Raw genomic sequence first — 26,330 nt, forward strand, 5'->3', positions numbered from 1 at the left:
CCATGGAGGCGCTTGTGCTGAAGTATTCGCTCAGGCGCTTGGGGTCGGCGGTTCCGACGCTGTTTCTGCTAATCACTTTCGCGTTCTTCCTGATTCGCGTAGCTCCCGGTGGGCCGTTCGATTCGGAGCGGGCGCTGCCGCCGGAGATCGAGGCCAACCTGGCGGCCAAGTACCATCTCGACGAGCCGCTGGTGTTTCAATACGGGCGCTATCTCTGGCAGATCGTTCGCGGCGATCTCGGGCCTTCGTTCCATTACCGCGACTGGACCGTCAACGACCTGGTCATCCAGGGGGCGCCGGTTTCGTTCACGCTTGGCCTGGCGGCGCTGGTACTGGCATTGCTGTTCGGTGTGACCATTGGCGCCTGGGCGGCGCTCAGGCAGAACCGGCCGGCTGATTACACCGTGATGAGCATCGCCATGATCGGAATATCGGTGCCCAATTTCGTCATGGCGCCGCTGCTGATCCTGCTGTTTGCCATCACGCTCGGCTGGCTGCCGGCCGGCGGCTGGGAGTTCAGTCTCGATCGCATGGTACTGCCGGTCGTGACCCTGGCCCTGCCGATGATTGCCTACATCGCCCGCATCACGCGCGGATCGATGATCGAGGTGCTGCACTCGAGTTTCATCCGGACCGTGCGCGCCAAGGGCATGCCGGAAAATGAAGTGATCTTTCGCCATGCCCTCAAACCGGCCCTGCTGCCGGTCATCTCCTATCTCGGGCCGGCGGCGGCGGCCATCCTGACCGGTTCGGTCGTGGTCGAGCGCATCTTCACCATTCCCGGCATCGGCTCGTATTTCGTGCAGGGTGCGCTCAACCGCGACTACACCCTGGTCATGGGCGTGGTCATTCTCTACGGTGTGCTGATCATCCTGTTCAATTTCATGGTTGATCTGCTCTATGCCTGGCTCGACCCGCGCATTCGCTACGACGACGGTGAAACCGAATCATGAATGAGACCACCCGCGATGCCTTCGATCAGGCGCTGGACACGCGCGACGTCCGCGGGCGCTCGCTCTACGTCGATGCCTGGCACCGCCTGCTCAAGAACAAGGCGGCGGTGGCGGCCCTGGCCATCCTGATCGTGCTTATCGCCCTGGTCACTTTCGGTCCGATGTTGTCGAACTGGGACCACGAGATCCCGGACTGGGACAATTACTCGACACCACCGTCGCTGGAGAAGGGCCACCTGTTCGGGACCGATGCGCTGGGACGCGATCTGTTCGTGCGCACCTTGATTGGCGGGCGGATTTCGCTGCTGGTCGGCCTGGTCGCCACGCTGGTGTCGTTGATCATCGGTGTCACCTGGGGAGCCTTCGCCGGCTATGTCGGTGGACGGGCCGACAACGTGATGATGCGCATCGTCGACGCGGTCTATGCCATGCCCTTCATGTTCTTCGTGATCCTGTTGATGGTGGTGTTCGGGCGCAACATCTTCTTGATCTTCATCGCCATCGGCGCAATCAACTGGCTCGACATGGCGCGCATCGTGCGCGGCCAGACCCTGAGCCTCAAGAACAAGGATTTTGTCGAGGCCGCGCGCGCCTGCGGCGCGACCGAATGGCAGATCATCCGGCGCCACATCGTGCCCAACCTGCTCGGCGTGGTCATCGTCTACGTCACCCTGACCATTCCCCAGGTGATCCTGGTCGAATCCTTCCTGAGCTTTCTCGGCCTGGGCGTGCAGGAGCCGCTGACCTCCTGGGGCGCACTGGTCAATGAAGGCGCCCAGGAACTCGAAACCGCCCCCTGGTCGCTGCTCTACCCGGCCACGTTCCTGGCGGTGACCCTGTTTGCCTTCAACTTCCTCGGCGACGGACTCAGGGATGCGCTGGATCCGAAGGATCGGCTATGAGGAAGCACGAAATTCGAAATACGAAATCCGAAGGAATGTGCCATGGCCTTGCTTGAAGTCCGCGACCTGACCGTCTCCTTCGACACCCCCGACGGCGTGGTGCACGCGGTCAACGGCATCAGTTTCGATCTCGAGCCCGGCGAGACCCTGGGCCTGGTGGGCGAATCCGGTTCGGGCAAGACGCAGACGGCGCTGGCCCTGATGGGCCTTTTGGCGGAAAACGGACGCGCCACCGGTTCGGTGAAGTTCCGCGGCCAGGAACTGCTGGGTATGTCCCTGTCCGAGTTGACGCGCGTGCGTGGCTCGAAGATCTCGATGATCTTCCAGGACCCGGTTTCCTCGCTCAATCCCTATCTGACCATCGGCGATCAGCTCGTCGAGGTGCTGACGCATCATCGCAATCTCAAACGCAAGGAAGCGCGTGCGCGCGCCATCGAGATGCTCAGGCTGGTGCAGATCAGCGATCCGGAGCAGCGCATGCGCCAATATCCGCACGAGCTTTCCGGCGGCATGTGCCAACGCGTGATGATTGCCATGGGGCTGCTGTGTCAACCCGACCTGCTGATCGCCGACGAACCGACCACGGCGCTGGACGTGACCGTGCAGTCACAGATCAATTCACTGATGGGCGAACTCTCGACCCAGTCGTCGACGGCGATTCTCCTGATCACGCATGACCTGGGCGTCGTTGCCGGCCTGTGCGATCGCGTGCTGGTGATGTATGCCGGCAAGGAAATGGAGCTGGCCGGCATCAATGAATTGTTCGCCGATCCGCGCCATCCTTATACCGAGGGTCTGCTCGAGTCGGTGCCGCGCCTCGACCGCGACCAGTCCGGCATCCTGCACGCCATTCCGGGCAACCCGCCCAACCTGCTCGAAGTGCCCGAGGGCTGTCCCTTCCGCGATCGTTGCTCCTACGCCTGGGACAAGTGCCGTGAATTGCCGCCTTTCGAGGAAGTCGTCGAAGGCCGCTTCAAGCGCTGCCACCTCGACGCCCTGCCGTCGAAAAAGGAGGCCGGCTGATGCGCAATCCGGTACTGCAGGTGCGCGATCTGAAGGTCAGTTTCCGGGTCGACACCGGCTCGATCTTTCGCCACGACTACCATCAGATCCGTGCCGTCGATGGCGTGAGCTTCGATGTCTACCCGGCCGAAACCCTGGGCATCGTCGGCGAGTCGGGCTGCGGCAAGTCGACCCTGGCCCGTGCCCTGCTCGGCCTGCAGCGCTCCGACAGTGGCGAGATTCTGTGGCTGGGCGAGGATCTGGCCCGGGCCAGCGAGGAGACGTTTCGTCGCAAGCGCCGTGAAATCCAGTTGATCTTCCAGGACCCGCAGGGCTCGCTCGACCCGCGCATGACCATCGGCGACATCATCGCCGAACCGCTCAAGACCTTCTTCCCGTCGATGTCCCGGCTGCAGATTCGTGAGCGGGTCAGCGGCATCCTCAAGATGGTCGGTCTGAGCAGCAATCAGATCAACCGCTACCCGCACGAGTTCTCCGGCGGGCAGTGCCAGCGCGTCGGCATTGCCCGGGCGCTGGTGGTCAATCCGCGCCTGGTCGTCTGCGACGAGCCGGTCAGCGCGCTGGACGTGTCCATCCAGGCGCAGATCGTCAATCTCCTCAAGGATCTGCAGCAGAAGCTGCAACTGTCCCTGATCTTCATTGCCCACGACCTGTCGATCGTGCGCCATGTTTCCGACCGCGTTCTGGTGATGTACATGGGCAAGGTGATGGAGCTGGCCGATCGCGAGAGCATCTATCACCAGCCGCGCCACCCCTATACCCGGGCGCTGATCGAGTCGGTACCGATTCCCGATCCGGTGCGCGAACGGGCCCGTGCCCGGCGCGCGCTCAAGGGCGACATGCCCTCGCCGCTCAATCCACCCAAGGGCTGTGTGTTCAGCACGCGCTGCCCGTTTGCCACCGAGCGCTGCGTGCGCGAAGTACCCGAGCTGGAAACGCTCGACGACGGTCACCAGGTCGCCTGCCATCACCATCGTGAACTGCCCGAGGGCAACCTGCCCGAGCCGGAGGCCTCGACCGAGTCGTGAGCGACGAGCGGATCGGCCAGCGCCTGATTGCCGGACTGGGTGAACTCGGACTCGAGCTAGACGATGGCCAGGTCGGGCAGCTGCTGGCCTACCTCGAACTGCTGGCGCGCTGGAATCGGGCCTATAATCTCACCGCCGTCGACGAACTGCCGGCGATGGTCGATCGTCACCTGCTCGATAGCCTGAGCATCCTGCCGTGGATCACCGGTGAAGTCATTGTCGACGCCGGCACCGGCGCCGGACTGCCCGGGGTGCCGCTGGCCATCGCCTGTCCCGATCGGCACTTCGTGCTGGTCGACAGCAACGGCAAGAAGGTCCGCTTCCTGCGCCAGGTGCGACGCGAGCTCGGACTGGACAATATCGAGCCGGTGCAGGCCCGTCTCGAGGAATTCGTGCCGGAAACGGTACCGGACGAGATCGTGGCACGTGCCCTGGCGCCCCTGCCGCGGCTGCTCGCGCAGCTCGGACGCTTCATCGACGATGGTGCGCGCCTGCTGGCGATGAAGGGCCGACTGACCCCGGAGGAGTGCGCCGCCGTCGGGGATGCGTACAATGTCGATCGAATCGAACTCAAGGTGCCCGGAGCGGACGGTGTCCGCAGCCTGGCCATCGTGGAACGCCAATGACTCAAAGACGGGCCCGCATCGTGGCCGTGACCAACCAGAAGGGCGGCGTGGGCAAGACCACCACGGCGCTCAACCTCGCCGCCGGGCTGGCCGAGCTCGAGCGCCGCGTCCTGCTGGTCGATATCGATCCGCAGGGCAATGCCACCACCGGCTCGGGGGTCGAACTCGAGGACGGGCAGAACACGCTCTGCGAGGTGCTGCTCGGTGAGTGCAGTGTCACGGAGGCGACCGTGCACGTCGAGGCCATGGGCTTTGACCTGGTGCCGGCCAACGGCGACCTGACCGCCGCCGAAGTCGCGCTGATGGACGAAGACGATCGCGCCACTGTATTGCGTGCCGCCCTGGCCAACGCGGCTTCGCGCTATCACCACATCATCATCGATTGCCCGCCGTCGCTGAGCGTACTTACGCTCAATGCCCTGACCGCGGCCGACTCGGTGCTGATTCCGATGCAGTGCGAGTACTACGCGCTCGAGGGCCTGACCGCCCTTTTGAGCACCATCGAGCAGATCCAGGACTCGGTCAATCCCGAGCTCGAAATCGAAGGCCTGGTTCGGACCATGTTCGACGTCCGCAACAATCTCTCCGGCGCGGTTTCGCGCCAGCTCTCGGAACATTTCGGCGACAAGCTCTACGCCACCGTGATTCCACGCAACGTGCGCGTGGCCGAAGCGCCGAGCTACGGCCAGTCGGTGATTCACTACGACCGTGAATCGCGCGGCGCCGTGGCCTATCTCGGCCTGGCCGGCGAATACCTGCGCCGCATGGGCGAGGCGGCGCGCGGGGCGCCGTCATCCACCCCGCAGGACCTGGCTGCCGAAAGCGGCAGCGCCTGATACAGGATTCAGACATGGCAGCGTCACGCAAGAAGAAACCCCTGGGCCGCAACCTCGATGCCCTCCTGGGCAAGACCCGGGCCGCGGCCGAGAAGGCCAGCCCCGAAGGCGAGCTGACCGGGCTGAAGGAGTTGCCGCTCGACGTGATCGAGCCCGGCCGCTACCAGCCCCGATCGGCCATGGATCCGGATCGCCTGGAAGAGCTGGCTGATTCGATCAGGGAACAGGGACTGGTGCAGCCCATCGTGGTGCGCCCCCTGGCGAAGCAGGGGCGCTACGAGCTGATCGCCGGCGAACGCCGCTGGCGCGCCTGCCGGATGGCCGGCATGGAGACCATCCCGGCGCTGGTGCGCGAGATTGCCGACGAGGCCACCCTGGCGCTGGCCCTGATCGAGAACATCCAGCGTGAGGACCTCAACCCGCTCGAAGAGGCCGTCGCGCTCAGGCGCCTGATCGACGAGTTCGGCCTGACCCACGAACAGGCGGCCAGGAGCGTGGGCCGCTCGCGTACCTCGGTGACCAACTTGCTCAGGCTGATGGAGCTGGCCCCGGAAGTACGCGAGTTGGTCGACAGCAAGCAGATCGACATGGGCCACGCCCGCGCCCTGCTCACCCTCGAACGCTCCGACCAGATTCGCGCCGCGCGTGAGGTGGTCGACAAGGACCTGTCGGTGCGCCAGACCGAGGCCCTGGTGCGACGCCTGCGCGAAGGCACTCCGGCGAAAAAGAAGACGACGTCCGACAAGCCGGCCGATATCGAGCGGCTCGAGCAGGAGCTGACCGAAACCCTGTGCGCACCGGTGAGCGTCAAGCACTCGGCTTCCGGCAAGGGCCAGGTCACCATTCGCTACACCAGCCTGGACGAGCTCGACGGCCTGCTCGAGCGATTCAGGCGGTAGGGTTCCGGGATTGTCGGCGTTCCCGAGCCGGGGACGTTTCCGGATTGCGTCGCGCGCGGAATGCTGCTAGCTTATTAGGTTGATTAGAGAACGCTCATTTATCCCCACTGCAGGGAGATTTCTAGATGAAAAGGCTTCTGACGCTGATTTTCGCGGTCGCCGCCGCCCTTTCGAGCAGCTTTGCTGCGGCCCAGACGATTGATCTATCGATCGACGGTAACGAGGCACATGCGCGCATCGAGCTGGTCGGTGTCGCGACTGCCGATCTGACCATCCGGTTCGAGAAAGTGGTCGGGTTGAGCGAGCAGAGCCTCGGCCTGTCGGTCTCCCAGGTCAATCCGCTGTCGCCGGCCTTGCTTGGCCGGCTGCCGAATGCCACCGAGATCACGGTGCCGTCCGGGTTTCCCCTGATGATCACCATCGATCCCCCGGTGGACGGCGGGCTGAGCTTCGAGGGCGTCGCCGAGGTCGAGATCTACACCACCGCGCTGCACTACTCGCCTGCTACACCGTTGCGGCTTTTCAAGAGCAGCAATGGCGCGCCGTTTCGGGACATCACGGATGAAACCGCGGCCGGCAGCTATCGGGTCAGAGGCAGTGGCGGCCAGTGGTCGGACTTCCTGATCCTTGCCGACACACGGCTGCTGGATCAGACCATCGAGGACAAGTTCGACGGTCTGCAGGACACCCTTTCGGATGCCTCGGGTGATCTCGATTCGGGCACTTTCGGTGACTTGCAGCTCCTGGTTGATGATGCCTACGCTGCCTGGCTGCTCGACGATGTCTCGGGAGCGGTTCAGAAACTGGTTCAGTTCGAAGCCGCAGTCCGGTCGGCCGCCGATGCCGGACTGGTGCCCAAGGTGTGGCGCTCGGCTCGAGACCTGGACAACCATGAGGGCATGCTGCGCGCTCGCGCCAGCACGCTTCGCTACAGTCTCGGCCTTGCCGGCTAAGGACGAGCGCTTCGATCACGACGGGCTCTGCCTGACCGCTTTCCTGCCCGGGCAGCCCGGGCAGTTGCACTGGCTCGAGCCTGGCCGTCGATATGCCGTTGGCCGCTCGCCCGACGCCGACGTCTGTCTTGATCACGCCAGTGTGTCGCGTATTCACCTGCTGCTCGAGGACGCCGGGAGCGGCTGGCTGGCAACCGACCAGGTCAGCAAGAATGGTACCCGCCTGGACGGCCGCCCCATAGACCGGGCCGTGATTTCGTCACCCGGCTGGCTCGAAGCCGGTGGTATTCCCTTGCTGGTCAGGCCCGCGGCGGCAGAATCGGGCGATGCCGGACGCTCCGGTCACGGCGACGGCGGTGTCGAACCCGGGCCCGACTGGGGCAAGTCGAATTCCGACGCGCTCGATCACACCGTACGGGAACTCGCCCGGCTTTCGGGCTGCGAGCGGGCCGGTCTCTGGCAAGTTTTGGAAGATGGCGGATGTCGACCTGTCGTGCAGCTGGGCGATGCCGAACCGGCCCCGAGCATGACAGCGATTCGCCGCGCGGCGATCGAGGGCATCAGTGAATTTTGCTCCGATACCGACGGCGCCCGGGCGCTGGCCGGTAGCGAGAGCATTTCGACCGGAGGAATCCGGGCCCTGTTGGCCATGCCGATTTTTCGGGGCGAGCAAGTCATCGCCGTTGCCTACGCCGACAGCCTCGAGCCCGGCAAGCTCTTTACCCGGCACGACGCCGATCTGCTGGAGGCCGTCATCAGGCAGCTGAAACTGCTTCTGGATACGGCATGGGTACGAGACAACATACACGCCATACAGCGGAGCCTGTAAACGCGTGCCGCCGGGCCGTACCGCTTGATCGGCCGTGCCGTTTGGCTGTAACGTGATCCTCAGTCGGGGAAAGGGGCGGGCGAGCACCGGAGATTGCGCTCGATGAGTGACAAAAAGGACGATCTCCGGCAAACCGAAACCCGTACCATGACTGGTACGCGCCGAATGCTGCCTGCCGGCACGCTTCTGGACGGCCGTTATCGGATTGTCGAAGTGCTGGGCGTCGGTGGTATGGGGATCGTCTACCGCGCCCACGACGATTCGCTCGATACAGAAGTTGCGCTCAAGCTGTTGTCCGAGCAGCTGGCGGCCGATCCGGTCGCGCTTGAGCGGTTTCGTCGCGAGATCAGGCTGGCGCGCCAGATCAGTCATCCCAACGTCGTTCGCATCCACGATATCGGCACCGATGGGGACCTGGTCTTCATGACCATGGATCTGGTGCCTGGCCGGACTCTGGTAGAGCACCTTGCCGATGGCCCGCTGAGTGCCGACCAGGCCGTCGGGATCGCGATCCAGTTGTCCGGAGCGCTTGCGGAAGCGCACCGCCACGGTATCGTCCACCGCGACATCAAGCCATCGAACATCCTGGTCGACCACTCCGGCAGGGCGTGGTTGACCGATTTCGGCATTGCCCGGGCGCTCGACCAACAACAATTGACCGAAGCCGGCCAGACCATCGGCACGGTCGCCTACATGGCACCCGAGCAGGTTCGGGGAGAGGCTGTGGATGCGCGCGCCGATCTATATGCCCTGGGCCTGGTGCTGTGGGAGATGCTCACGGGCAAGACCCCGTTGAAAGGCGAAACGCGAGACGAAACCATCGCCCGGCGCATGAATCCGGCCGCGCCGGTTGTCCTCCCCGGCGAGGAGTCCGTTCCGCGCAGCCTCAGGCGCACCGTGCGTCGCGCGCTGGAGCCGAATCCGGACAACCGCTACGCCGATGCAAAAGCCTTTGCCGATGACCTTACCCGGGGCCAGACCCGTCTGAACTGGCGCCGCACGGTGCGCCGGTCGGCCTGGGCGGTACTTATTGCTGGCCTGGTCGGTGTGGCGGCAATGTATTTGCCGGATTTCTTGGATTCCCACACTCCGATGCCCGCTGCAGCACCCAGTGTGGCCATTCTCCCGATCGTCAACGGAACCGGCAGCGAAGACTTTGATTGGGCAAGAAACAGCCTGGCCGAAATCACCGCCGGGCGGCTGGCGGAAAATCGCAATCTGATGGTGGTGGAACCGTTACGGGTTCGACGCACACTGGCCGATTTGCGCCTGACCGTCGCCGAGCTTGACCAGGGCCGGCTGGCGCAGCTCGCCGAGTTGCTGGGTGCTGACTGGATCGTGCAGGCTGCACTGCTCGGCAATGCACCCGAATTGCGGTTTCAGGTCAATGTATTCGACTCGGCAGATGCAGATAGCTCAGAGTTCCAGATCAAACTGGAACCCGATGCAATTCTGGACGGTGCGGACCAGGCCGTGCAGCGTATCGTCGCTTTGCTGGAGGTGCCCGCGGGCGGTGATGCAGAGCGATTGCCCATGTCGAACGATCTCGACGCCCTGGCCCGGTTCGACGACGGCATCGACGCGCTGGCACGCAGCGATCATCAGCGCGCCCTCGATGCCCTGGAGCGGGCCGTGGAAATGGACGACGCGTTTGGCATGGCCTGGGCGCGCCTGGCCGATGCGCGCGCTGCGGCCGGGTACTACAACGAGGCGCTGGATGCCGCTGAACGCGCGGCCGAACTGCTGGAAGGCCAGGGTGGTCGCGCCGAGGCCTGGGCAAGAGCCCGATTATCGGCGCTGGCTGGGCAGACCGAGCGAGCGATTGAGCGTTTCACCCGCCTGGTCGAACAATACCCGTCCGACACGGACGCCAAGCTGGCATTGGCCGAACTCCTGGCCGATCAGGGCCAGCTCCAGGAGGCAGCCCGGCTGGCCGAAGAGGTTTCGGAGATCGACGCCAATCACCCGCGCGCATGGTTCCTGTTGGGCAAGTTTGCCGTGATGTCCGGCAATGTGCAGCGCGCAGCGGAAGACTACTTCGTCAAGGCGCTGGTGATACAGAACCGGCTCGCCAATATCGAAGGTCGGGCCGAGGTGCTCAACGGATTGGGTATCGCCCACGAACGACTCGGTGAGCTCGATGTCGCCAATGATTACTACGGTGATGCGGCGGAGCTGCGCCAGCAGGCCGGCGATCGGCGCGGCCATGCCGCCAGCCTGTCCAACGTCGGTCGTCTGAACATGATTCGCGGCCGTTATGACCTGGCCCGGGATGCCATCGACCGGGCGCTCGACATCCGTGAAGAGATCGGCGACCTGGCGGGGCTGGCGCGAACCTACAACGAACTGGGCGTGCTGGAAGAGGAGGTCGGCCACTACGATGCAGCGCGCGGCCACTATCGGGATGCATTGCGCACATTCGAGCAACTGGGAAGCGGTCACGCCACCGCCGGCGTTCGCACCAGCCTGGCATTCATGCACCTGATGCTGGGTGAGTACGAAACGGCCGAAGCCTTCGCGCAACGCGCCAAGGAGCAGCAAGCCGAAGCGGGCGACTCGCAGGGGTTGATGTCGAGTCTGCACGTTTCCGGAGAACTGGAAATGGCGCGCGGCGACTGGAGCGCAGCACAGGCCAGCCTGCTGCGCTCACTGGAGATGGCGCGGGAGCTCGGCAACCCGTTCGGCGAGGCGACGGCGCACGGCTCGATCGGCTTGCTGGCAGGCTATCAGGGCCGTATCGATGCGGCGCTGGACGCTTTCGATACCGCCATCGAACTGCTCGAGCCGCTGGATGACCGGCGCGGGCTGGCCGAGTACCACTTGCGGACGGCCGAGGTGCTTGCGTCGCTCGATTTGTTGGCGCATGCCCGGCCGCAATGGCAGCGAGCCCAGGAATACTTTGCCGACCAGGCCAACCTGTCGCAGCGTGCCAGGTTGGTGCGCATCGAAGCGGCCTTGCGTGCGCCCGAGGATGCATCGGGGGCGGCCGCGGTTTTTGACGAAGCGCTGCAACTGGCGCGTTCCAGCGGCAGCGAACCGACGGCGCTCATGATCCGGATCAGCCGCCTGCGCCGACTGGGCGGCAATCCGGCCGATTTCGAGGAATTGGCGACCAGTGCCGAGCAACTCGGACACCGCCCGATGCAGCTTCAGGCGCTGACGTTGCTGGCGGACAATCAGCTCGAGTCCGGCAGCGTGTTGCAGGCGCAGCAAACCGTATCGCAGGCGTTGCGGCCCCCGCTGGAGCTCGACCCCTGGGTGGGTAACTGGCAGCTTCATGCCATCCTGGAACGGACTGAAAGCCCGTCGGAAGCGTTGTCGGAAGGCGATTCCCTGTCCCGGACCCTGCTGCTCGAGCTGGCCAGTCAGATGCCACCGGAGTTACAAACGGCTTTCCGGGAGATGCATGGCTTATGATCGACCCATGGCACACTTTCACGGCCTATTCAGCAGGCGTCGGCGCAAGGATTCCCTGCAGGAACGTGTCGAAGCGCTGGCACACGAAAACCAACGCCTGTTTTCCGAGCTGGAGGACATGCAGCGGGATTTCTCGCACTTGGCGCGAAGCACCTGGCGAGTCCAGGAGGACGAGCGTCGTCATCTGGCGCGGGAGCTGCACGACCATCTCGGCCAGATGCTGACCGCACTGGTGCACAGCCTGGAGCGCTCGCCCGAAGACCGGGCTCGAAGCGTGGAACTGGCGCGCAAGGCGCTGGAGGACACGCGCGAGCTGTCGAGGGTGCTGCGACCCCAGGTGCTGGACGACCTGGGGCTCGGTGCCGCGCTCGAATGGCTGGGGCGTCGCGCCGGAGAAACCGCCGGTATCGAAGTCTCGGTGTCGGTTGAAGGCCTGCCCGAGGAAAGCCGGGACGCCGATCTGGAATCCCTGCTATTTCGCATCTCGCAGGAAGCCCTGAATAACGTCGTCAAGCACGCCCGCGCCAGCCAGGCCAGTTTGTCGCTGACCCGCTCGGGCAACTCCCTCGAGCTTCGAATTCGCGATGACGGCGTTGGCTTCGAACCCGACCGGAAGGAAGTTGACGAAGAACGCGGCATCGGCCTGGCCGGCATGAGCGACCGCGTCCGGCTGTTTGGCGGCCAACTGGCGATCAGCAGTGCCCCCGGGCGAGGCACCGCCATTACGGTCACGGTGCGTCTCGATTCACAATCGTCGATGGACGCTGGCAGCCCATGAAACCGATCCGAATTTTCCTGGCTGACGATCACACCATCGTCCGTGACGGTCTCAAGGCGCTGCTCGAACAAGACGATTTGTGCCGGGTCATCGCCCAGGCCGGCGACGGCATGGAGGCGATTGCCAAGGCGCAGGAGCTGCCGCTGGATCTGGCCATAGTCGATTTGAGCATGCCTCGGCTCAATGGCCTGGAAGTGGTGCGTCGGCTCGCCGAGTCGCTGCCGGAGTTGCGCATCCTGGTTCTGACCCATCACCATGAACCCGAGTATGTGTTGCCGCTGGTTCGTGCCGGTGCTCATGGCTATCTGGTCAAGGACACGCCGGGCGAGGAACTGCGCCGCGCGGTCGAATGCGTGGCCTCGGGGGGCAGCGTGTTTGGCCCGCAGGCCGCGGCAGCGCTGGCGCGCGCACAGCGCGAGCCGCGTGACCAGGCGATCGAGGATCCCTATCAGTCGCTGACCGCGCGCGAGCGAGAGGTCATGCACCTGGTGTGTGAGGGCAAGAGTACGAAGGAAGTGGCGCGCACGCTGGGGATTGGCGTCAAGACCGCGGAAAACCATCGCGGCCGGGTGCTCGACAAGCTCGATGTCAGGAATACCGCCGAACTGGTGCGCTACGCGGCCCGCCGGGGGCTGATCGACTAGGAAGCCCCCCCCCCCCCGAGCAAATCTGCATGGCGTGATGCCGTCGCACCGGATCCCTGAGGGTTTTCCCACTGGAATGAATGGGAAATCCCGGATTTCCCCGCGGCGCCCGATCGGTTCTCCTGTCAGGATTCGACATCTGACGGAGGATCAACATGTTCAATCCATGCCGAAATCACCCAAAGAGCCCGTGGCGCGCGTTGCAAGCGTTCGGGCTGCTGGCCTTGCTGGCAGTCTCCCCGTTCAGCCTTGCCGCGACCATCGGCGAAAGCCTGCTCGACTCGATCGAGCACAGCGATGCCGACGATCGCCTGGAGGTCATTGTCAGCTTCGACGGCCAGGGCCCGCTGGATTCGGGGCAGGTCGCGACCCTGGCGCAGCACGGCCTGGATGGCATCTACTTCCAGGCCCTGCCGATGGCCGGAGTGCTGGCCACGCCCGAGCAGATCCTGGCTTTGAGCGAGGTCGAGGACGTGCGCTCGCTCTGGCTCAATGAACGCCTTGAGCTGACCAACGATGAAGCGCGGGCGCTCACCGGCGTCGACCGGGCGCGCACCAATGCCAATCTGCGCAATGACATGGGTTTCCCGTTTTCGGGCAAGGGCATCGGCGTCATGGTCAACGACTCGGGGATCGATGCCACGCACCCGGACCTGATGCTGGGTGAGCAAACGGTACAGAACGTGTTCGCCACGGCCAATCTGAACGCGGTCGACGGCATGCTCCCGATCACCTGGGTGGAAGACGTGCCCGATACCGATATCGGCAGCGGCCACGGCACGCATGTGGCCGGTACGGTCGCGGGCACCGGCGCGGCTTCGGGCGGCGACTATGCCGGCGTGGCACCGGGTGCCCACCTGATCGGCTACGGTTCCGGCGGCGTGTTGTTCATCCTCGACACGCTGGGTGCCTTCGATTATGCGCTGGTCAACCAGTTCCGCTACAACATTCGTGTCATCAACAATTCCTGGGGCAGTCCCGGCGATACCGGTACCGATTTCAACCCGGATGATCCCACCAATATCGCCACCAAGATGCTGGCCGACCGGAACGTGGTCATCGTATTCGCTGCCGGAAATTCCGGTTCGGGCGAAGACACCATCGGCGGCAACTTCATCAAGGCGCCGTGGGTGGTCACTGTCGGCGCCGCCAACAAGAACGCGACCCTGGCCGACTTTTCCTCGCGCGGCAAGCGCGACGGTGGCGGCACGGTGGCGGTCGACGGCGAGACGTTCGAGTGGCATGACCGTCCGAATGTCGCCGCCCCGGGCGTCGACATTCTCTCGACCATGTCCAATACCAACGCCCTGGCCGATCCGGTCACGCTCGATTACGGGTTGATGAGCGGCACCTCGATGGCGGCCCCGCACGTGGCCGGGATCGTGGCGCTGATACTTGAAGCCAATCCGCGCCTGCACTGGTCGGAAGTGATCGAGATTCTCGAGGCGACCGCCACCAACATCCCCGGCCGCGAGGACTGGGAGGTCGGTGCCGGCATGGTCAACGCCCACGCCGCCGTGGCCATGGCCGCCGGCGCACGCGACGACTACGGCCAGACGGTCAACATGCTGCGCGAGTTCAACGCCAACGTGCAGCAAAGCCGCATCGAAGGTCCGGACTTCGAGCTGTACTTCGATCCGCTGCTCGAGTCTGACGAAGAGACCTTCACGGTCGCCGAAGGCCTGTCGACGGTGATCGCCAGTGCCAACGTCTCGGAGAACACCGTGGCCCTGGTGCTGACCGACCCCGACGGCAACCGCTTCGGTTCGGCCATCTCGCTGCCGCTGCTGGGTCCGTCGATTGCCGTGACCGCCCCGGCTCGCCCCGGTGAGTGGACCATTACGGTGCGCGGTATCGGTGCGGTCTCGGGTGTCACGCTCGACCCCCTGGGCGTGACCAACGGCACTGCCGTGCCCGGCACGATCGACGCCGATGTCGACTTCATGCGCGTCGACGGTTTTACCGGTCTGGATGATGTCGACGGCCACCCGGCCCGGGGCATGATCGAGTTCGCCGTGGCCAACCGCCTGGCCGACAGTCGTGCCGGCGGTGTGTTCGAGCCGGATGCGTCGATCACCCGCGCCGAGACGGCCGAGTACCTGACCATGGGTGCCGGCATGCGCCAGTTCCGTCCCACCGACGGGACCGACAGCTTCTTCGACGTGTTCGGTCTGGACCTGGCAAGCGCCGAGGCCGGTGCGGCCCGCGGCGGTGCGCTCAAGGACATGGTCCAGGTGCAGGATCCGGTGGTGCTGGCCGACGCTTCCGGCCAGTTCGCGCCCGAGGGCGTGGTGCTGCGTGCCGAGCTGGCCTACGGGCTGATCCAGTCGCTCGGTCTTCAGGCCGAAGCCGCCGAGGTTGAGGCTGCGCTGGGCAGCGATCCGATCACGGTCGCGGTCAACGGCGAGCGCATCGCGCTCGAAGACGATGCCGAGGTGCCGGCGGGCTTCCGCGGCCATGTGCAGCTGGCGCTCGACCTGGAGGTGATGGGTGCACGCTTCGAGCTGGAGCAGGGTCCGTTTGACCTGCAGCCGACGCTCAAGGCCTGGTTCGATCCGCTTGATGCGGTCAGCCGCGCCGGCTACGCCTTCGCCAAGGTCAACTTCTTCGACCGCTATCGCCAGGGCCAGTGAGGCCCGTTGGAAGGCCCCGGGCACGGCCCGGGCCTTCCTGCCATCCGCTCCGGCCGTCCAGGGCATGCCTCGACGATGGGCTGGGGGTTTTCCCCGCCAGTCCATGAGGAAAGTCCCGGATGGCTTCCCGATCCGCGATCACGTCTCATGACGATACGTCAACTGACACTTGAGAGGAGTTATCCATGAACCCCCTTCCACGATCCATTTCAGGCCTGCTGGCCGTCTTGCTGATCACCGTGCTGGCATCGACCCCGGTGACGGCAGCGGTCATCGGTGACAGCCTGCTTGACCGGCTTGATTCCGCTTCGCTTAATGACGGCATCGAGGTCGTCGTCAGCTTCGACCGCGCGCATGCCGGCGAACCGCAACGGATGGTCGACACCCTCGCCCCGGTCGGCGTGAGCGGTCTGGCCTTCCAGGTTCTGCCCATGGCCGGCGTGGTGGCCACCCCGGAACAGGTGCTGGCAATCGCCGATCTCGACGGCGTTCAGTCGGTGTGGCTCAATGAACGGCTGGAATATGACAACGCCGACGCCCGCGACCTGACCGGGGTCGACCGGATGCGTACCGATGCCAACCTGCGCAACGCCACAGGCTTGCCCTATTCCGGCAAGGGCATTGGCGTGCTGGTCAACGACTCCGGCGTCGACGGCAACCATCCGGACCTTCAGTTCGGTGAAAAGGTGGTGCAGAACGTCGCCGCCCAGACCAACCTGAACGCCACCGACGAAATGCTGCCGATCACCTATCTCGAGGGCGTGCCCGACACGGATATCGCAGGCGGACACGGCACCCATGTTGCGGGAACCGTCGGCGGCACAGGTGCATTCTCAGGCGGCGACCACGCGGGCGTGGCCGTTGGCGCCGACATCATCGGCTACGGCTCGGGCGCCGGCCTGTTCATTCTCGACACGCTGGGCGGCTTCGATTATGCCCTGGTCAACCAGTTCCGCTACAACATCCGCGTGGTGACCAACTCGTTCGGCAGCCCCAGTGACACCGGTACCGACTTCGACCCGGATCACCCGACCAATATCGCCACCAAGATGCTTGCTGACCGCAACATCGTGGTGGTCTTCTCCGCCGGCAACTCCGGCTCGGGCGAGAACACCATCACCGGCAACTTCAAGAAGGCGCCGTGGATCGTGCGCGTTGCGGCCGCCAACAAGAACGCGACCCTGGCTGACTTTTCCTCGCGCGGCAAGCGCGACGGCGGCGGCACCGTGGAAATCGACGGCGAGACCTTCACCTGGTTCGACCGGCCCACGGTGACCGCGCCGGGCGTCGACATCGTATCGACCCAGGCCAAGACCGACCCGCTGGCCACCACCGACGGCAATCTGGGCTACACCTCGCTCAGCGGCACCTCGATGTCGGCCCCGCACGTGGCCGGGATCGTGGCGCTGATACTCGAAGCCAACCCGCGCCTGCACTGGTCGGAAGTGATCGAGATTCTCGAGGCGACCGCCACCAACATCCCCGGCCGCGAGGACTGGGAGGTCGGTGCCGGCATGGTCAACGCCCACGCCGCCGTGGCCATGGCCGCCGGCGCACGCGACGACTACGGCCAGACGGTCAACATGCTGCGCGAGTTCAACGCCAACGTGCAGCAAAGCCGCATCGAAGGTCCGGACTTCGAGCTGTACTTCGATCCGCTGCTCGAGTCCGACGAAGAGACCTTCACGGTCGCCGAGGGCCTGTCGACGGTGATCGCCAGCGCCAACGTCTCGGAGAACACCGTGGCCCTGGTGCTGACCGACCCCGACGGCAACCGCTACGGTTCGGCCATCTCGCTGCCGCTGCTGGGTCCGTCGATTGCCGTGACCGCCCCGGCGCGCCCCGGTGAGTGGACGATCACAGTGCGCGGCATCGGCGCGGTCTCGGGTGTCGTGCTCGATCCGCTGGGCCTGACCAACGGCACGGCTGTGCCGGGCACGGTCGATGCCGATGTCGACTTCATGCGCGTCGACGGCTTTACCGGTCTGGATGATGTCGACGGCCATCCCGCCCGGGGCATGATCGAGTTCGCCGTGGCCAACCGCCTGGCCGACAGTCGTGCCGGCGGCGTGTTCGAGCCGGATGATTCGATCACCCGCGCCGAGACGGCCGAGTACCTGACCATGGGTGCCGGTATGCGCCAGATCCGTCCCACCGACGGGACCGACAGCTTCTTCGATGTGTTCGGACTGGACCTGGCAACCGCCGAGTCCGGCGCGGCCCGCGGCGCTGCGCTCAAGGACAGGGTCCAGGTGCAGGACCCGGTGGTGCTGGCCGACGCTTCCGGCCAGTTCGAGCCCGAGGGCGCGGTACTACGCGCCGAGCTGGCCTACGGGCTGATCCAGTCGCTCGGTCTGCAGGCCGAAGCGGCCGAGGTCGAGGCTGCGCTGGGCGACGATCCGATCACGGTCGCAGTCAACGGCGAGCGCATCGCGCTGGAAGACGATGCCGAGGTTCCGGCGGGCTTCCGCGGCCATGTGCAGCTGGCGCTCGACCTGGAGGTCATGGGCGCACGCTTCGAGCTGGAGCAGGGTCCGTTTGACCTGCAGCCGACGCTCAAGGCCTGGTTCGAACCGCTTGATGCGGTCAGCCGCGCCGGCTACGCCTTCGCCAAGGTCAACTTCTTCGACCGCTATCGCCAGGGTAATTAATCGGCCGGGGGTCGTGCCCTCTAGCCCGGCCGGTTGGCCGGCCTCCACTCGGAGGCCGGCCTTTTTGTGAGGGATTTCCCCCAAGCTGAATGAGGGAACCCCCGGGTTCCCGGCCCGATGCAGATCTGTTCTCCTTTCGGGGTATGCATGAATCCATTTGGAGGGCCCGACCATGAAGCGTTATCTGTTGCTGCCGCTGCTGTTGCTCCTCGGTGCGAAAGCGCTGGCCGCGATCTCGATCGACCCTGAACTGCGCACGGCCGTCGAGCAATCGCCGCTCGACCATCATCCTGTCGTGATCACCTTCGAACACCAGCCCGGCGATGCCACGCTGCTGGATCTGCAGCTGGGCGGCATCATCGATGGCTACGTGCTCGAACAGCTACCCATGGTGCTCACCCATATCAACGCCAGCCAGTACGAGTGGTTGCGTGATCATCCGGACGTGGTCTCGCTCTACGGCAACCGCATTCATCAGCCCTACACCAACGCCAGCCGGGAATTCATCGGCCAGGCGGCCTTGATGCGCGACCGCGAGGTCACCGCCGACAACGGCGGCATGCCGGTCAGCGGCGCCGGCGTCGGCGTGGCCGTCGTCGATACCGGCCTGGACGCCACCCATCCGGACCTGCAGCTGGGCAACAACGTCGTCCAGAACGTCTACTTTCCGCTCGCCGACGTGCCGCTGAGTCCGCCCTCCGGACTGGTTCCGCCGGCGGCCCTTGAGGATCAGCCAATGACCGATATCGAGGGCGGCCACGGCACCTTCGTCAGCGGCGCGGTTGGCGCTACCGGCGCCGCATCGGGCAATTTCTACGGCGGCGTCGCGCCCGGTGCCGATCTGATCGGTCTGGTCGCCGGCAACGATGCCGGGCTCTCCACCTTTGCCATCGTGACTGCCTACGACTGGATTCTGGTCAACCAGTTTCGCTACAACATCCGGGTGGTCAACAACTCGTTCGGCTCCGATCTCGGAAGTGCTGAGAACTACGACCCCTACGACCCCATCAACGTCGGCACGCGCGAGATGCACGACCGTTTCATCGCCGTTGTCTTCGCCGCCGGAAACAGCGGCGATGTGCCCGGCGCGATCAACCGGCTGGCTGTGGCGCCCTGGGTCATTTCCGTGGCGGCCGGGGAAAAGGAAGGATTGGGCACGCCGGCGAGTTTCTCCTCGCGCGGTGAGGACAACGGCAGCGGCGTCGATTCGGCACCGCACCCTGCCGATCCGGACCAGGCGCCCAACCTGCGCCCCGACATCACCGCGCCCGGCGCGAACATCAAGAGCACCCGCTCGAAGGGCGCGGGCGTCACCAACCTGGCCGGTACCGCCCTGCTACAGGACAATGACATTCCGCCCGGATTCCTGCCGTTCTACACCACCTCGCAGGGCACCAGCTTCGCCGCACCCCACGTGGCCGGGGTGGTCGCCCTGATGCTCGAGGCCAATCCCATGCTCACGCCACAGGAGATCATGGAAATCCTGCGAGATACCGCCATGCCGATGCCGTTCGAAGAACGCGTGGTCGGCGCCGGGTATGTCGATGCGCACAATGCGGTCCGTAGCGCCATGGGCCTTTCAGCCGTGGAAGCCCCGGCGAACCTGATTCCCGGCCCCGACACTCCCGAGATCGTCGATTCGCGCAACGACCAGATCGGCACCCAGGCCCAGGACATTCTCAATGGCCGTTTCCGATTTGACGATGGCAGCGAACGGTTGCTGTTCGAACTCGAGATGGGCGACCTGTCCGAGCGCACGCCCAATTCGCGTTGGACCCAGAGTGCGCAATTTGGCGATACCCGGGTATTTGTATCGTCGAACGTCACCGAAACCGGTGAGCTCGAATACACCTACGGCACCATCGCGCCGGACCCGGATACCGGCGTCAATACCCAGACCAACCTGGGTCCGGCCGACGCCGGCCGCGTCACGGGCAACCGCCTGGTGGTTGAACTGGCGCTCGATCGCATCAGCGCAGCGGTTGGTTTCGACGTCTTCGGGACGACGGCGACGAGCACCGAGGCCAGTGCCCAGATCCTGATCGGCAGTAGCCTGACCGGCGGGTTGCTGCTCAATGCCGATTCGGCATCCGGGCGCGATTTCGTGGCCGGCCCCGACTCCCGGGACGAAGGAGACGACAGCGAGGCCGATCCTGGCGACGGCGCAGTGGGTGCGGATTGTTCCGCGGGCTTCAAGGAGCGCTGGGCGGGCCTGATCGAGCCGGGCGCCTCGGCGTCCATCCCGTTCCAGCAGGCTTGTGCCGGTTTCTCGGCCATTCTGACTTACCATCCCGGCAACCAAGACATTGGTATTGCCTTGCATGATGCAGACGGCCAGCGTATCGAGACCGCTGAAACCGGGAATCGACGCCGGCTGGAAATGGAAGGGCTGAGTTCGGGTGACTATGAACTGCGACTTTCCGGACCGCAGGATCGCGCCGTGGACTACGTCGTCCAGGTGCACCAAAAGGATTAACAGACTGGCGAGTGATGCCAGAAAGATCAGTTCGTTAATTTGGTCGAACCTGCGGTGAATACCAAACCAATGCGCTGCCGTAGGTATTGGCGGTACTGGCGGCGGCTTCTCAGTAGGGTCTTCAATGAGGAGCGGGCCTTTGACCGGCTGCAGTCATTTTGGCCGTCATCCGACGCCTTGTTGTTGACGGGGTGTTGCCTGATCGCGCTTTTGGGCATTACATCGTTTGCGGCGATCAAGTGGACTCAGGGTGGGCTCGATTGGATCCTGATCGGGATGCTCCTGCTGGTGCTGTTTTTTGCCGGTGCCGCGGTTTTCGTGCGGCAGACAAACCGTATCCATCTGACGGGCATGGCTGTGGCCGTGGTGGCCAGCGCAGCCGTCACCATAGCCCTTGCGCTCGATTCTAACGGCCTGCCGGGTGCCTGGGCTCTGGCCATTCCGGTGATCATGGCCAACTTCTTCGTCACCCATGCGCGGCTGGCTATCGTGCTCGCAGCCATCATGGTGGTGTTCCTGGTACTGGACACTCCTTCCGCGGTGGTGGGCAATGAAAAAATCGCCTTCGTGATGGCATTAATCTGCCTTGTCCTGTTGTCGCTCCTATTCTCGTGGCACTGGAATCGTCAGCATTATCAGCTGGACATACTGGCGCGCCGTGATGCGCTGACCGGTGCCGGTAACCGGCGCTCACTGGAGCTGGATATTCAGGTTCGGGTGGCAAGCCGTGCTCGTGGAGAGTCGTGTGCCATTGCGTTGCTCGATCTCGACAATTTCAAGCACTTGAACGATTCGTTCGGGCACGAATTTGGAGACCGGGTCCTGGTCAGTGTGGTCGAGATGGCCGGTCAGGCCCTTCGTTCGGGCGATCGCATCTATCGATTCGGTGGAGACGAGTTCGCGATCGTGTTCCCGGGGACGCCGCACGAAGGCGTCGCGGCAGCCCTGACCAAGCTGCACGCCGCACTGGCCCGGGGCTTCGAACAGCTGGGCCAGTCTGTGACGGTTTCGACCGGGGCGGCCTGCCTCGAACCTGGGGAAACGGCCGACAGCTGGCTCCGACGCGCCGATCAGGCACTGTACCGGGCCAAAGCCGCCGGCCGGGACTGCTTCCGGGTTGATGAACCATTCAAATCGGTGAGCGCAGAAGGTATTTCTCACTGTTCGCTCGCGAAGCAGGCCGGCCGCGTAGGCAAAGGGCCGGGCGAGCGGCTCAAATAGTCAATTCTGGAAACGAGGCGGTGCCCCTGAAGTGGCCCGTTAACCAGCCAACACTCGATTCTCTTGCGACCTTTTCGCCCGCCCGGGCGTCTATACACCGACATGAGCCTCTCGAGCCCCATTGACGACCTGGCCCTGGCCGCCCTGAAGCGACGCTGTCGGCGCACGCAGGAGCGGGTCTACCGCCAGTACTCACGGCCGGCGTGGACGCTTGCGGTCCGCCTCAGCGGCTGCGAGGCGCGGGCCTGGGATGCGGTGCAGTCGGCCTTCGTGCTGGCCTTCGAACGCGTCGGCCAGCTTCGAAACGCCGAGCAGTTCGGCTTCTGGCTGCGCCGCATCCTTGTCAACCAGGTCATGGATCAGCATCGACGCCGGGCGAGCGAGCAGCCGGAAATCGAGGAGGCGGGCGCATTTCGCGATCACGATTCGGCACTGGACCTGGAGCGGGCCCTCGCGGAACTCGACGCGCTCGACCGCCAGGTGGTCTGGCTGCACGACGCCGAGGGCATGAAGCACGCCGAGATCGCCGAGCTGGCCGGGCAGACCGTGTCCTGGTCCAAGTCGCGGCTGGCGCGGGCAAGGGAAAAGCTCAGGAAGCAATTGACGGCCGGCGAAGCGCCGGTCAGGAGCATGGAACATGGATGAGCGCATCGACTTCACCCGAATGCAGCAAACCGGTCCGCCCGAGGACCTTTGGCCGGCGATTGCCGAGGATCTCGACCGGCGCGGGAAACAGCGTTTCCTGCGGCGCTTCTCGGCGGTGGCCGCGATGGTCGCCGTGGTCGTGCTGGCCACGGTGATGGTGGAGATGCCTGCCCCACCTGCGCCAGGTGATGGCCCGACCGCACAGCCCGCGGGCGTGACGCTTGCCGACCTGCAGGCGACGTCGGCGCAACTCGAATCCCGGCTGGCCGACCAGCGCCAGAGCGTGGTCGAGGGCATCGAGCTGGAAGCACTGCTCTGGCTCGAGACCGAACTGGCCTGGCTCGACGAGCAGCTGGCCGATTCGCCGGCCGACCGTGATCTCTGGCGGCAGCGGATCGTGCTGCTGCAGGAGCTCAACCGGCGCTACGCCGAAGGCGACTGGCGGCACGACCTGCTGCTGGCCAGCGTCTGAACCGACCTGAATTCAACCCACAGAGGTACCTGAAAATGCGCACACTTTTAATTGTATTGATTACCCTGATGTTGGGCGTTCCACAAGCCCTCATGGCCCAGACGGAGGAAGATGCCCAGGCCGTTGCCGAGGAAGAACGTGTCGAGCACGAAGCGCTGAGAGCGGAGCTCGAACAGGCGCGCCGCGAGGTGGCCGAAGCGGCCCGAAAAATGGCGCGTATTCAGCGTGAGCTGGCCGATACCAAAGCCTTCGATATCCGCGCCGAACGGCTCGAGGCTATCGAGGGCCTGGAAGGCGAGCTTGCCGGCATGGAAGAGCGCATCCATCGCGAAGTCATCAGGGGTCTGCGCTTGACTCGGCCCCGCCTCGGTGTATTGCTCGGGGATGACGCCAGTGAAATCACCGGCGTCACGCCCGGCAGCGGGGCCGACAAGGCGGGCATCGAGGCAGGAGATCGGCTGATCTCGATCAACGGCGAGGTGGTCGATGGCAAGAACCCCGAGACCCTCCGCGCGCCAATGGAGGGCCTTGAACCGGGCGACACGGTCCCCGTCGAGATCGAGCGCGATGGCAGTCGCATGACCTTCGATGTGGAACTCTCTTCTCCGGCTCGCGATTTTCGCGTGATTACGCATAACATTTACGGGCCGCCACACGCGCCGGGTGCCCCGGATGCGCCCGCCATTGACCGGGAAGTGATCGTCCTGGAAGGCAAGGGCCCCCGGAGTCCGGCACCGCCGCTGCCACGGCGCCTGGCTGGCCTGGGCCGTCACAGCGACATGATCAGCAATCACGCCGGCCTCGAACCGTATTTCGGCACGGCCGAAGGCGTGGTTGTGCTGCGCATCGACGCGGACAACCCGCTCCAGCTTCAGGACGGCGACGTCGTGCTCAGCATCGACGGCGAGTCGGTTTCGCGTCCGGTGGAAATTGGCCGGGCCCTGCTGGGCCAGGGCGGCGAGACCGTCACGCTGGAAGTCATGCGCGACGGCGAGCGCATCACGATCGAAGCCGATCTGCCCGAGCCGAAGGCGGTATCGGCTCTGATGCAGACCCTCCTGCCCGGCTTTTAAGCCCTCGAATGCCGACCCGGGCCCGCCAGCTCCGCGGGCGGGCCCCTTTTCTCCGGCCCATGCGTCATCGAAACGGGCTCAGTCTTGCCGCAAAAAGCAATCACCTGCTATAATTGATGCGATTTGGACGAGACGGAGCGTAGGTCACGTGAGTTCGGACGGCCTGATCGATGTCCGGACGCTGTGGGCCGCTTCAATTGGCCAGCTCGCTGTAGTCGGAACGGTCTCTGCGATGGTTGCGGGGGCAGAAGCGGTCATCGCGGTTCTGATCGGTAGCGGCATCTGTCTGATTCCAACTTTACTTGCCACCGGGCGATACAGAGCCTGGCGGCTGGCCGGACGGGAAGTCACCGTCGGCCGCATGCTTGCCTGGCACGCCGGCAAGTGGATTCTGACCGCCGCGTTGTTTGCGGCGGTTTTTATTGGTTACCGGGACGTGATGGTCTTGTGGCTGATTGGCGGCTTCATAGCCGCGCAATTGACCACGCTGGCCGTCCTCGCCCGACACCGTTGAACCTGATTGTCCGGGAAGCAGGACGCCCGGCCTGAACGACAGTCTGGAATGGATTATGGCGGAAGCCGGTCAGACCACTAGCGAATACATCAAGCACCACCTGCAGAACCTTACCTACGGGCGTCATCCGGACGGTTCGTGGGGCTTCGCGCATAGCGCCGCTGAAGCCAAGGAAATGGGATTCTGGGCCATTCACGTGGATTCCATGTTCTGGTCGGTGGGGCTGGGCGTCTTGTTCATCGCCTTGTTCTGGCGGGTTGCCCGGCGGGCGACTGCAGGCGTGCCCGGTGGCGTACAGAACGCGGTCGAGGCCGTGGTCGAATTTGCCGACAACACCGTGCGCGAGTCCTTCCACGGCAAGAGCAAGCTGATCGCGCCCCTGGCGTTGACCCTGTTCGTATGGATTCTGCTGATGAACGTGATGGACCTGGTGCCGGTCGACTGGCTGCCGGTCCTCGCCCAGGTGCTGGGCGCCAATGTGCTCGGGCTCGACCCGCACCATGTCTACATGAAGGTGGTTCCGACCACCGACGTCAACGTCACGATGGGTATGTCGCTGACGGTGTTCGTGCTGATCGTTTTCTACAGCCTCAAGTTCAAGGGCGTGTCCGGCTTTGTCGGCGAACTGACGCTGCAGCCGTTTTCGGCGAAGAACCCGATCATCAAGATTCTGTTCATGCCGATCAATCTGATCCTGGAAGGCGTGGCTTTGCTGGCCAAGCCGCTTTCGCTGGGGCTGCGACTGTTCGGCAACCTGTATGCCGCGGAACTGATTTTCATCCTGATCGCGCTGGTCGGGCTGTGGCAGCTGCCGTTGCATTTCGTCTGGGCGATTTTCCACATTCTTGTGGTGCCGCTGCAGGCGTTCATTTTCATGATGTTGACTGTGGTTTATCTGAGCCTGGCGAGCCAGGAGCACTGACTGGTGTTCGGAAAAACTGGAATTTCTTGACCCGTACGTTTTGACAATTATCTGGAGATTACTATGGAATTTGTAGTGGGTATGACTGCCATCGCAGTTGCACTTCTGATCGGTCTGGGTGCCCTCGGTGTAGGCATCGGTGTCGGCATCCTCGGTGGTCGACTGCTGGAAGGCACGGCTCGCCAGCCGGAGCTTGCGCCCATGCTTCAGACCAAGTTCTTCATTGCCATCGGCCTGCTCGACGCCGTGGCCATGATCGGTGTCGGTATCGCGCTGTACTTCACCTTCGCCAACCCGTTCGTCGCCATGGTGGCGGGCTGACCGATCGCGACCGACTGGATACGGAGGCAAGGGCATGAACATTAATCTCACCCTGATCGGCCAGAGCATCGCGATGCTGGTGTTCGTGTGGTTCGTGATGACCTATGTCTGGCCGCACATCACCGCCGCTTTGCAGGAACGCCGCAAGGCGATTGCCGACGGCCTGGCGCAGTCGGAAGAAGCCGAGCGGGCCCTGGAGAAGGCGAATGCCGAAGCCGACGAAGCCATTCGTGAAGCGCGGCGCAAGGCTGGCGAAATCATCGAACAGGCCAGCGTGCGCGGGAATCAGTTGGTCGAGCAGGCCAAGCAGGATGCCATCGCCGAGCGCGATCGCCAGGTTGCCGCAGCCGAGGCGGAGATCCGCCAGGCCACCAATCAGGCGCGAGAAGAGCTGCGCGAAAAGCTTGCCGGCCTGGCAGTCTCGGGCGCCAGCCGCGTGATCGAGAAAGAAATCGACACCGAGCGTCATCGCGAAATGCTCGACAAGCTGGCGGCGGACCTCTGACGGTGTTTA

General features: G+C 64.5%; 23 protein-coding genes. All 23 read left to right on the forward strand.

Going from position 1 to position 26,330, the window contains the following annotated elements; genetic code table 11:
- The first annotated feature begins 14 nt into the window (after positions 1-14).
- The 23 genes from oppB (at position 15) to G4Y73_RS11805 (ending at position 26,321) form a co-directional block, all read left to right on the forward strand.
- Positions 15-953 (forward strand): oligopeptide ABC transporter permease OppB, encoded by a 939-nt coding sequence (oppB, locus tag G4Y73_RS11695; RefSeq protein ID WP_164231841.1) that lies wholly within the window; start codon positions 15-17, stop codon positions 951-953.
- Positions 950-1,855: an ABC transporter permease subunit gene (locus G4Y73_RS11700; RefSeq protein ID WP_164231842.1), complete on the forward strand. Its 906-nt coding sequence runs from the start codon at positions 950-952 to the stop codon at positions 1,853-1,855. The genes oppB and G4Y73_RS11700 overlap by 4 nt, the downstream gene beginning before the upstream one ends.
- Before the next feature lie 42 nt (positions 1,856-1,897).
- Positions 1,898-2,878 carry an oligopeptide/dipeptide ABC transporter ATP-binding protein gene (locus tag G4Y73_RS11705; protein ID WP_164231843.1) on the forward strand — a complete coding sequence of 327 codons (981 nt, stop codon included), beginning with the start codon at positions 1,898-1,900 and terminating at the stop codon, positions 2,876-2,878.
- Positions 2,878-3,906: an oligopeptide/dipeptide ABC transporter ATP-binding protein gene (locus G4Y73_RS11710; RefSeq protein ID WP_164231844.1), complete on the forward strand. Its 1,029-nt coding sequence runs from the start codon at positions 2,878-2,880 to the stop codon at positions 3,904-3,906. The genes G4Y73_RS11705 and G4Y73_RS11710 overlap by 1 nt, the downstream gene beginning before the upstream one ends.
- A complete protein-coding gene (rsmG, locus tag G4Y73_RS11715; RefSeq protein WP_164231845.1) occupies positions 3,903-4,532 on the forward strand; it encodes a 16S rRNA (guanine(527)-N(7))-methyltransferase RsmG in 630 nt (209 codons plus the stop codon). The genes G4Y73_RS11710 and rsmG overlap by 4 nt, the downstream gene beginning before the upstream one ends.
- Positions 4,529-5,368, forward strand: a complete 840-nt coding sequence (locus tag G4Y73_RS11720) for an AAA family ATPase (RefSeq protein WP_164231846.1) — start codon at positions 4,529-4,531, stop codon at positions 5,366-5,368. Before rsmG ends, G4Y73_RS11720 begins: the two co-directional genes overlap by 4 nt.
- A gap of 14 nt (positions 5,369-5,382) precedes the next feature.
- On the forward strand, positions 5,383-6,267 hold the full coding sequence (locus G4Y73_RS11725; protein ID WP_164231847.1) for a ParB/RepB/Spo0J family partition protein: 885 nt from the start codon (positions 5,383-5,385) through the stop codon (positions 6,265-6,267).
- A gap of 125 nt (positions 6,268-6,392) precedes the next feature.
- Complete coding sequence (locus tag G4Y73_RS11730) at positions 6,393-7,220, forward strand: DUF6689 family protein (protein WP_164231848.1); 828 nt, start codon at positions 6,393-6,395, stop codon at positions 7,218-7,220.
- Positions 7,210-8,049 carry a GAF domain-containing protein gene (locus tag G4Y73_RS11735; RefSeq protein ID WP_164231849.1) on the forward strand — a complete coding sequence of 280 codons (840 nt, stop codon included), beginning with the start codon at positions 7,210-7,212 and terminating at the stop codon, positions 8,047-8,049. Before G4Y73_RS11730 ends, G4Y73_RS11735 begins: the two co-directional genes overlap by 11 nt.
- Before the next feature lie 102 nt (positions 8,050-8,151).
- Positions 8,152-11,466 carry a serine/threonine-protein kinase gene (locus G4Y73_RS11740; RefSeq protein ID WP_164231850.1) on the forward strand — a complete coding sequence of 1,105 codons (3,315 nt, stop codon included), beginning with the start codon at positions 8,152-8,154 and terminating at the stop codon, positions 11,464-11,466.
- Between the two features lie 7 nt (positions 11,467-11,473).
- On the forward strand, positions 11,474-12,244 hold the full coding sequence (locus tag G4Y73_RS11745) for a sensor histidine kinase (RefSeq protein ID WP_164231851.1): 771 nt from the start codon (positions 11,474-11,476) through the stop codon (positions 12,242-12,244).
- A complete protein-coding gene (locus G4Y73_RS11750) occupies positions 12,241-12,888 on the forward strand; it encodes a response regulator transcription factor (protein ID WP_164231852.1) in 648 nt (215 codons plus the stop codon). The genes G4Y73_RS11745 and G4Y73_RS11750 overlap by 4 nt, the downstream gene beginning before the upstream one ends.
- Before the next feature lie 155 nt (positions 12,889-13,043).
- Entirely contained in the window at positions 13,044-15,521 is a 2,478-nt protein-coding gene (locus tag G4Y73_RS11755; RefSeq protein WP_164231853.1) for a S8 family serine peptidase, read from the forward strand.
- Positions 15,522-15,706: 185 nt separating this feature from the next.
- Positions 15,707-18,172 (forward strand): S8 family serine peptidase, encoded by a 2,466-nt coding sequence (locus G4Y73_RS11760; protein ID WP_164231854.1) that lies wholly within the window; start codon positions 15,707-15,709, stop codon positions 18,170-18,172.
- A gap of 172 nt (positions 18,173-18,344) precedes the next feature.
- Complete coding sequence (locus tag G4Y73_RS11765; RefSeq protein ID WP_164231855.1) at positions 18,345-20,648, forward strand: S8 family serine peptidase; 2,304 nt, start codon at positions 18,345-18,347, stop codon at positions 20,646-20,648.
- Positions 20,649-20,702: 54 nt separating this feature from the next.
- A complete protein-coding gene (locus G4Y73_RS14305) occupies positions 20,703-21,869 on the forward strand; it encodes a GGDEF domain-containing protein (protein WP_164231856.1) in 1,167 nt (388 codons plus the stop codon).
- A 102-nt stretch (positions 21,870-21,971) separates the two neighbouring features.
- Positions 21,972-22,514 carry a sigma-70 family RNA polymerase sigma factor gene (locus tag G4Y73_RS11775; RefSeq protein ID WP_164231857.1) on the forward strand — a complete coding sequence of 181 codons (543 nt, stop codon included), beginning with the start codon at positions 21,972-21,974 and terminating at the stop codon, positions 22,512-22,514.
- The gene (locus tag G4Y73_RS11780) at positions 22,507-22,986 is read left to right on the forward strand and encodes a hypothetical protein (protein WP_164231858.1); all 480 of its coding nucleotides are present in this window, start codon (positions 22,507-22,509) and stop codon (positions 22,984-22,986) included. Before G4Y73_RS11775 ends, G4Y73_RS11780 begins: the two co-directional genes overlap by 8 nt.
- Positions 22,987-23,021: 35 nt before the next feature.
- Entirely contained in the window at positions 23,022-24,059 is a 1,038-nt protein-coding gene (locus tag G4Y73_RS11785; protein ID WP_164231859.1) for a PDZ domain-containing protein, read from the forward strand.
- Between the two features lie 148 nt (positions 24,060-24,207).
- Entirely contained in the window at positions 24,208-24,573 is a 366-nt protein-coding gene (locus tag G4Y73_RS11790) for a hypothetical protein (protein WP_164231860.1), read from the forward strand.
- Positions 24,574-24,628: 55 nt separating this feature from the next.
- Entirely contained in the window at positions 24,629-25,495 is an 867-nt protein-coding gene (gene atpB, locus G4Y73_RS11795; protein ID WP_164231861.1) for a F0F1 ATP synthase subunit A, read from the forward strand.
- 63 nt (positions 25,496-25,558) lie between these two features.
- On the forward strand, positions 25,559-25,816 hold the full coding sequence (gene atpE / locus G4Y73_RS11800) for a F0F1 ATP synthase subunit C (RefSeq protein WP_164231862.1): 258 nt from the start codon (positions 25,559-25,561) through the stop codon (positions 25,814-25,816).
- 34 nt (positions 25,817-25,850) lie between these two features.
- Positions 25,851-26,321 (forward strand): F0F1 ATP synthase subunit B, encoded by a 471-nt coding sequence (locus tag G4Y73_RS11805; protein WP_164231863.1) that lies wholly within the window; start codon positions 25,851-25,853, stop codon positions 26,319-26,321.
- Positions 26,322-26,330 lie beyond the last annotated feature (9 nt).

Origin of the sequence: Wenzhouxiangella sp. XN201 (assembly GCF_011008905.1) — a bacterium.
In the GTDB taxonomy this organism is placed as follows: Bacteria; Pseudomonadota; Gammaproteobacteria; order Xanthomonadales; family Wenzhouxiangellaceae; genus Wenzhouxiangella.

Excerpts from the sequence above, each read along its gene's own strand:
- G4Y73_RS11780 (WP_164231858.1), top strand. The coding sequence starts at position 22,507 with ATGGATGAGCGCATCGACTTCACCCGAATGCAGCAAACCGGTCCGCCC.
- G4Y73_RS11710 (WP_164231844.1), top strand. The coding sequence starts at position 2,878 with ATGCGCAATCCGGTACTGCAGGTGCGCGATCTGAAGGTCAGTTTCCGG.
- G4Y73_RS11775 (WP_164231857.1), top strand. The coding sequence starts at position 21,972 with ATGAGCCTCTCGAGCCCCATTGACGACCTGGCCCTGGCCGCCCTGAAG.
- G4Y73_RS11785 (WP_164231859.1), top strand. The coding sequence starts at position 23,022 with ATGCGCACACTTTTAATTGTATTGATTACCCTGATGTTGGGCGTTCCA.
- G4Y73_RS11705 (WP_164231843.1), top strand. The coding sequence starts at position 1,898 with ATGGCCTTGCTTGAAGTCCGCGACCTGACCGTCTCCTTCGACACCCCC.
- G4Y73_RS11805 (WP_164231863.1), top strand. The coding sequence starts at position 25,851 with ATGAACATTAATCTCACCCTGATCGGCCAGAGCATCGCGATGCTGGTG.
- atpB (WP_164231861.1), top strand. The coding sequence starts at position 24,629 with ATGGCGGAAGCCGGTCAGACCACTAGCGAATACATCAAGCACCACCTG.
- G4Y73_RS11700 (WP_164231842.1), top strand. The coding sequence starts at position 950 with ATGAATGAGACCACCCGCGATGCCTTCGATCAGGCGCTGGACACGCGC.
- G4Y73_RS11725 (WP_164231847.1), top strand. The coding sequence starts at position 5,383 with ATGGCAGCGTCACGCAAGAAGAAACCCCTGGGCCGCAACCTCGATGCC.
- G4Y73_RS11720 (WP_164231846.1), top strand. The coding sequence starts at position 4,529 with ATGACTCAAAGACGGGCCCGCATCGTGGCCGTGACCAACCAGAAGGGC.
- G4Y73_RS11765 (WP_164231855.1), top strand. The coding sequence starts at position 18,345 with ATGAAGCGTTATCTGTTGCTGCCGCTGCTGTTGCTCCTCGGTGCGAAA.
- G4Y73_RS11740 (WP_164231850.1), top strand. The coding sequence starts at position 8,152 with ATGAGTGACAAAAAGGACGATCTCCGGCAAACCGAAACCCGTACCATG.
- atpE (WP_164231862.1), top strand. The coding sequence starts at position 25,559 with ATGGAATTTGTAGTGGGTATGACTGCCATCGCAGTTGCACTTCTGATC.
- G4Y73_RS11730 (WP_164231848.1), top strand. The coding sequence starts at position 6,393 with ATGAAAAGGCTTCTGACGCTGATTTTCGCGGTCGCCGCCGCCCTTTCG.
- G4Y73_RS11750 (WP_164231852.1), top strand. The coding sequence starts at position 12,241 with ATGAAACCGATCCGAATTTTCCTGGCTGACGATCACACCATCGTCCGT.
- G4Y73_RS11745 (WP_164231851.1), top strand. The coding sequence starts at position 11,474 with ATGGCACACTTTCACGGCCTATTCAGCAGGCGTCGGCGCAAGGATTCC.
- G4Y73_RS11755 (WP_164231853.1), top strand. The coding sequence starts at position 13,044 with ATGTTCAATCCATGCCGAAATCACCCAAAGAGCCCGTGGCGCGCGTTG.
- G4Y73_RS11760 (WP_164231854.1), top strand. The coding sequence starts at position 15,707 with ATGAACCCCCTTCCACGATCCATTTCAGGCCTGCTGGCCGTCTTGCTG.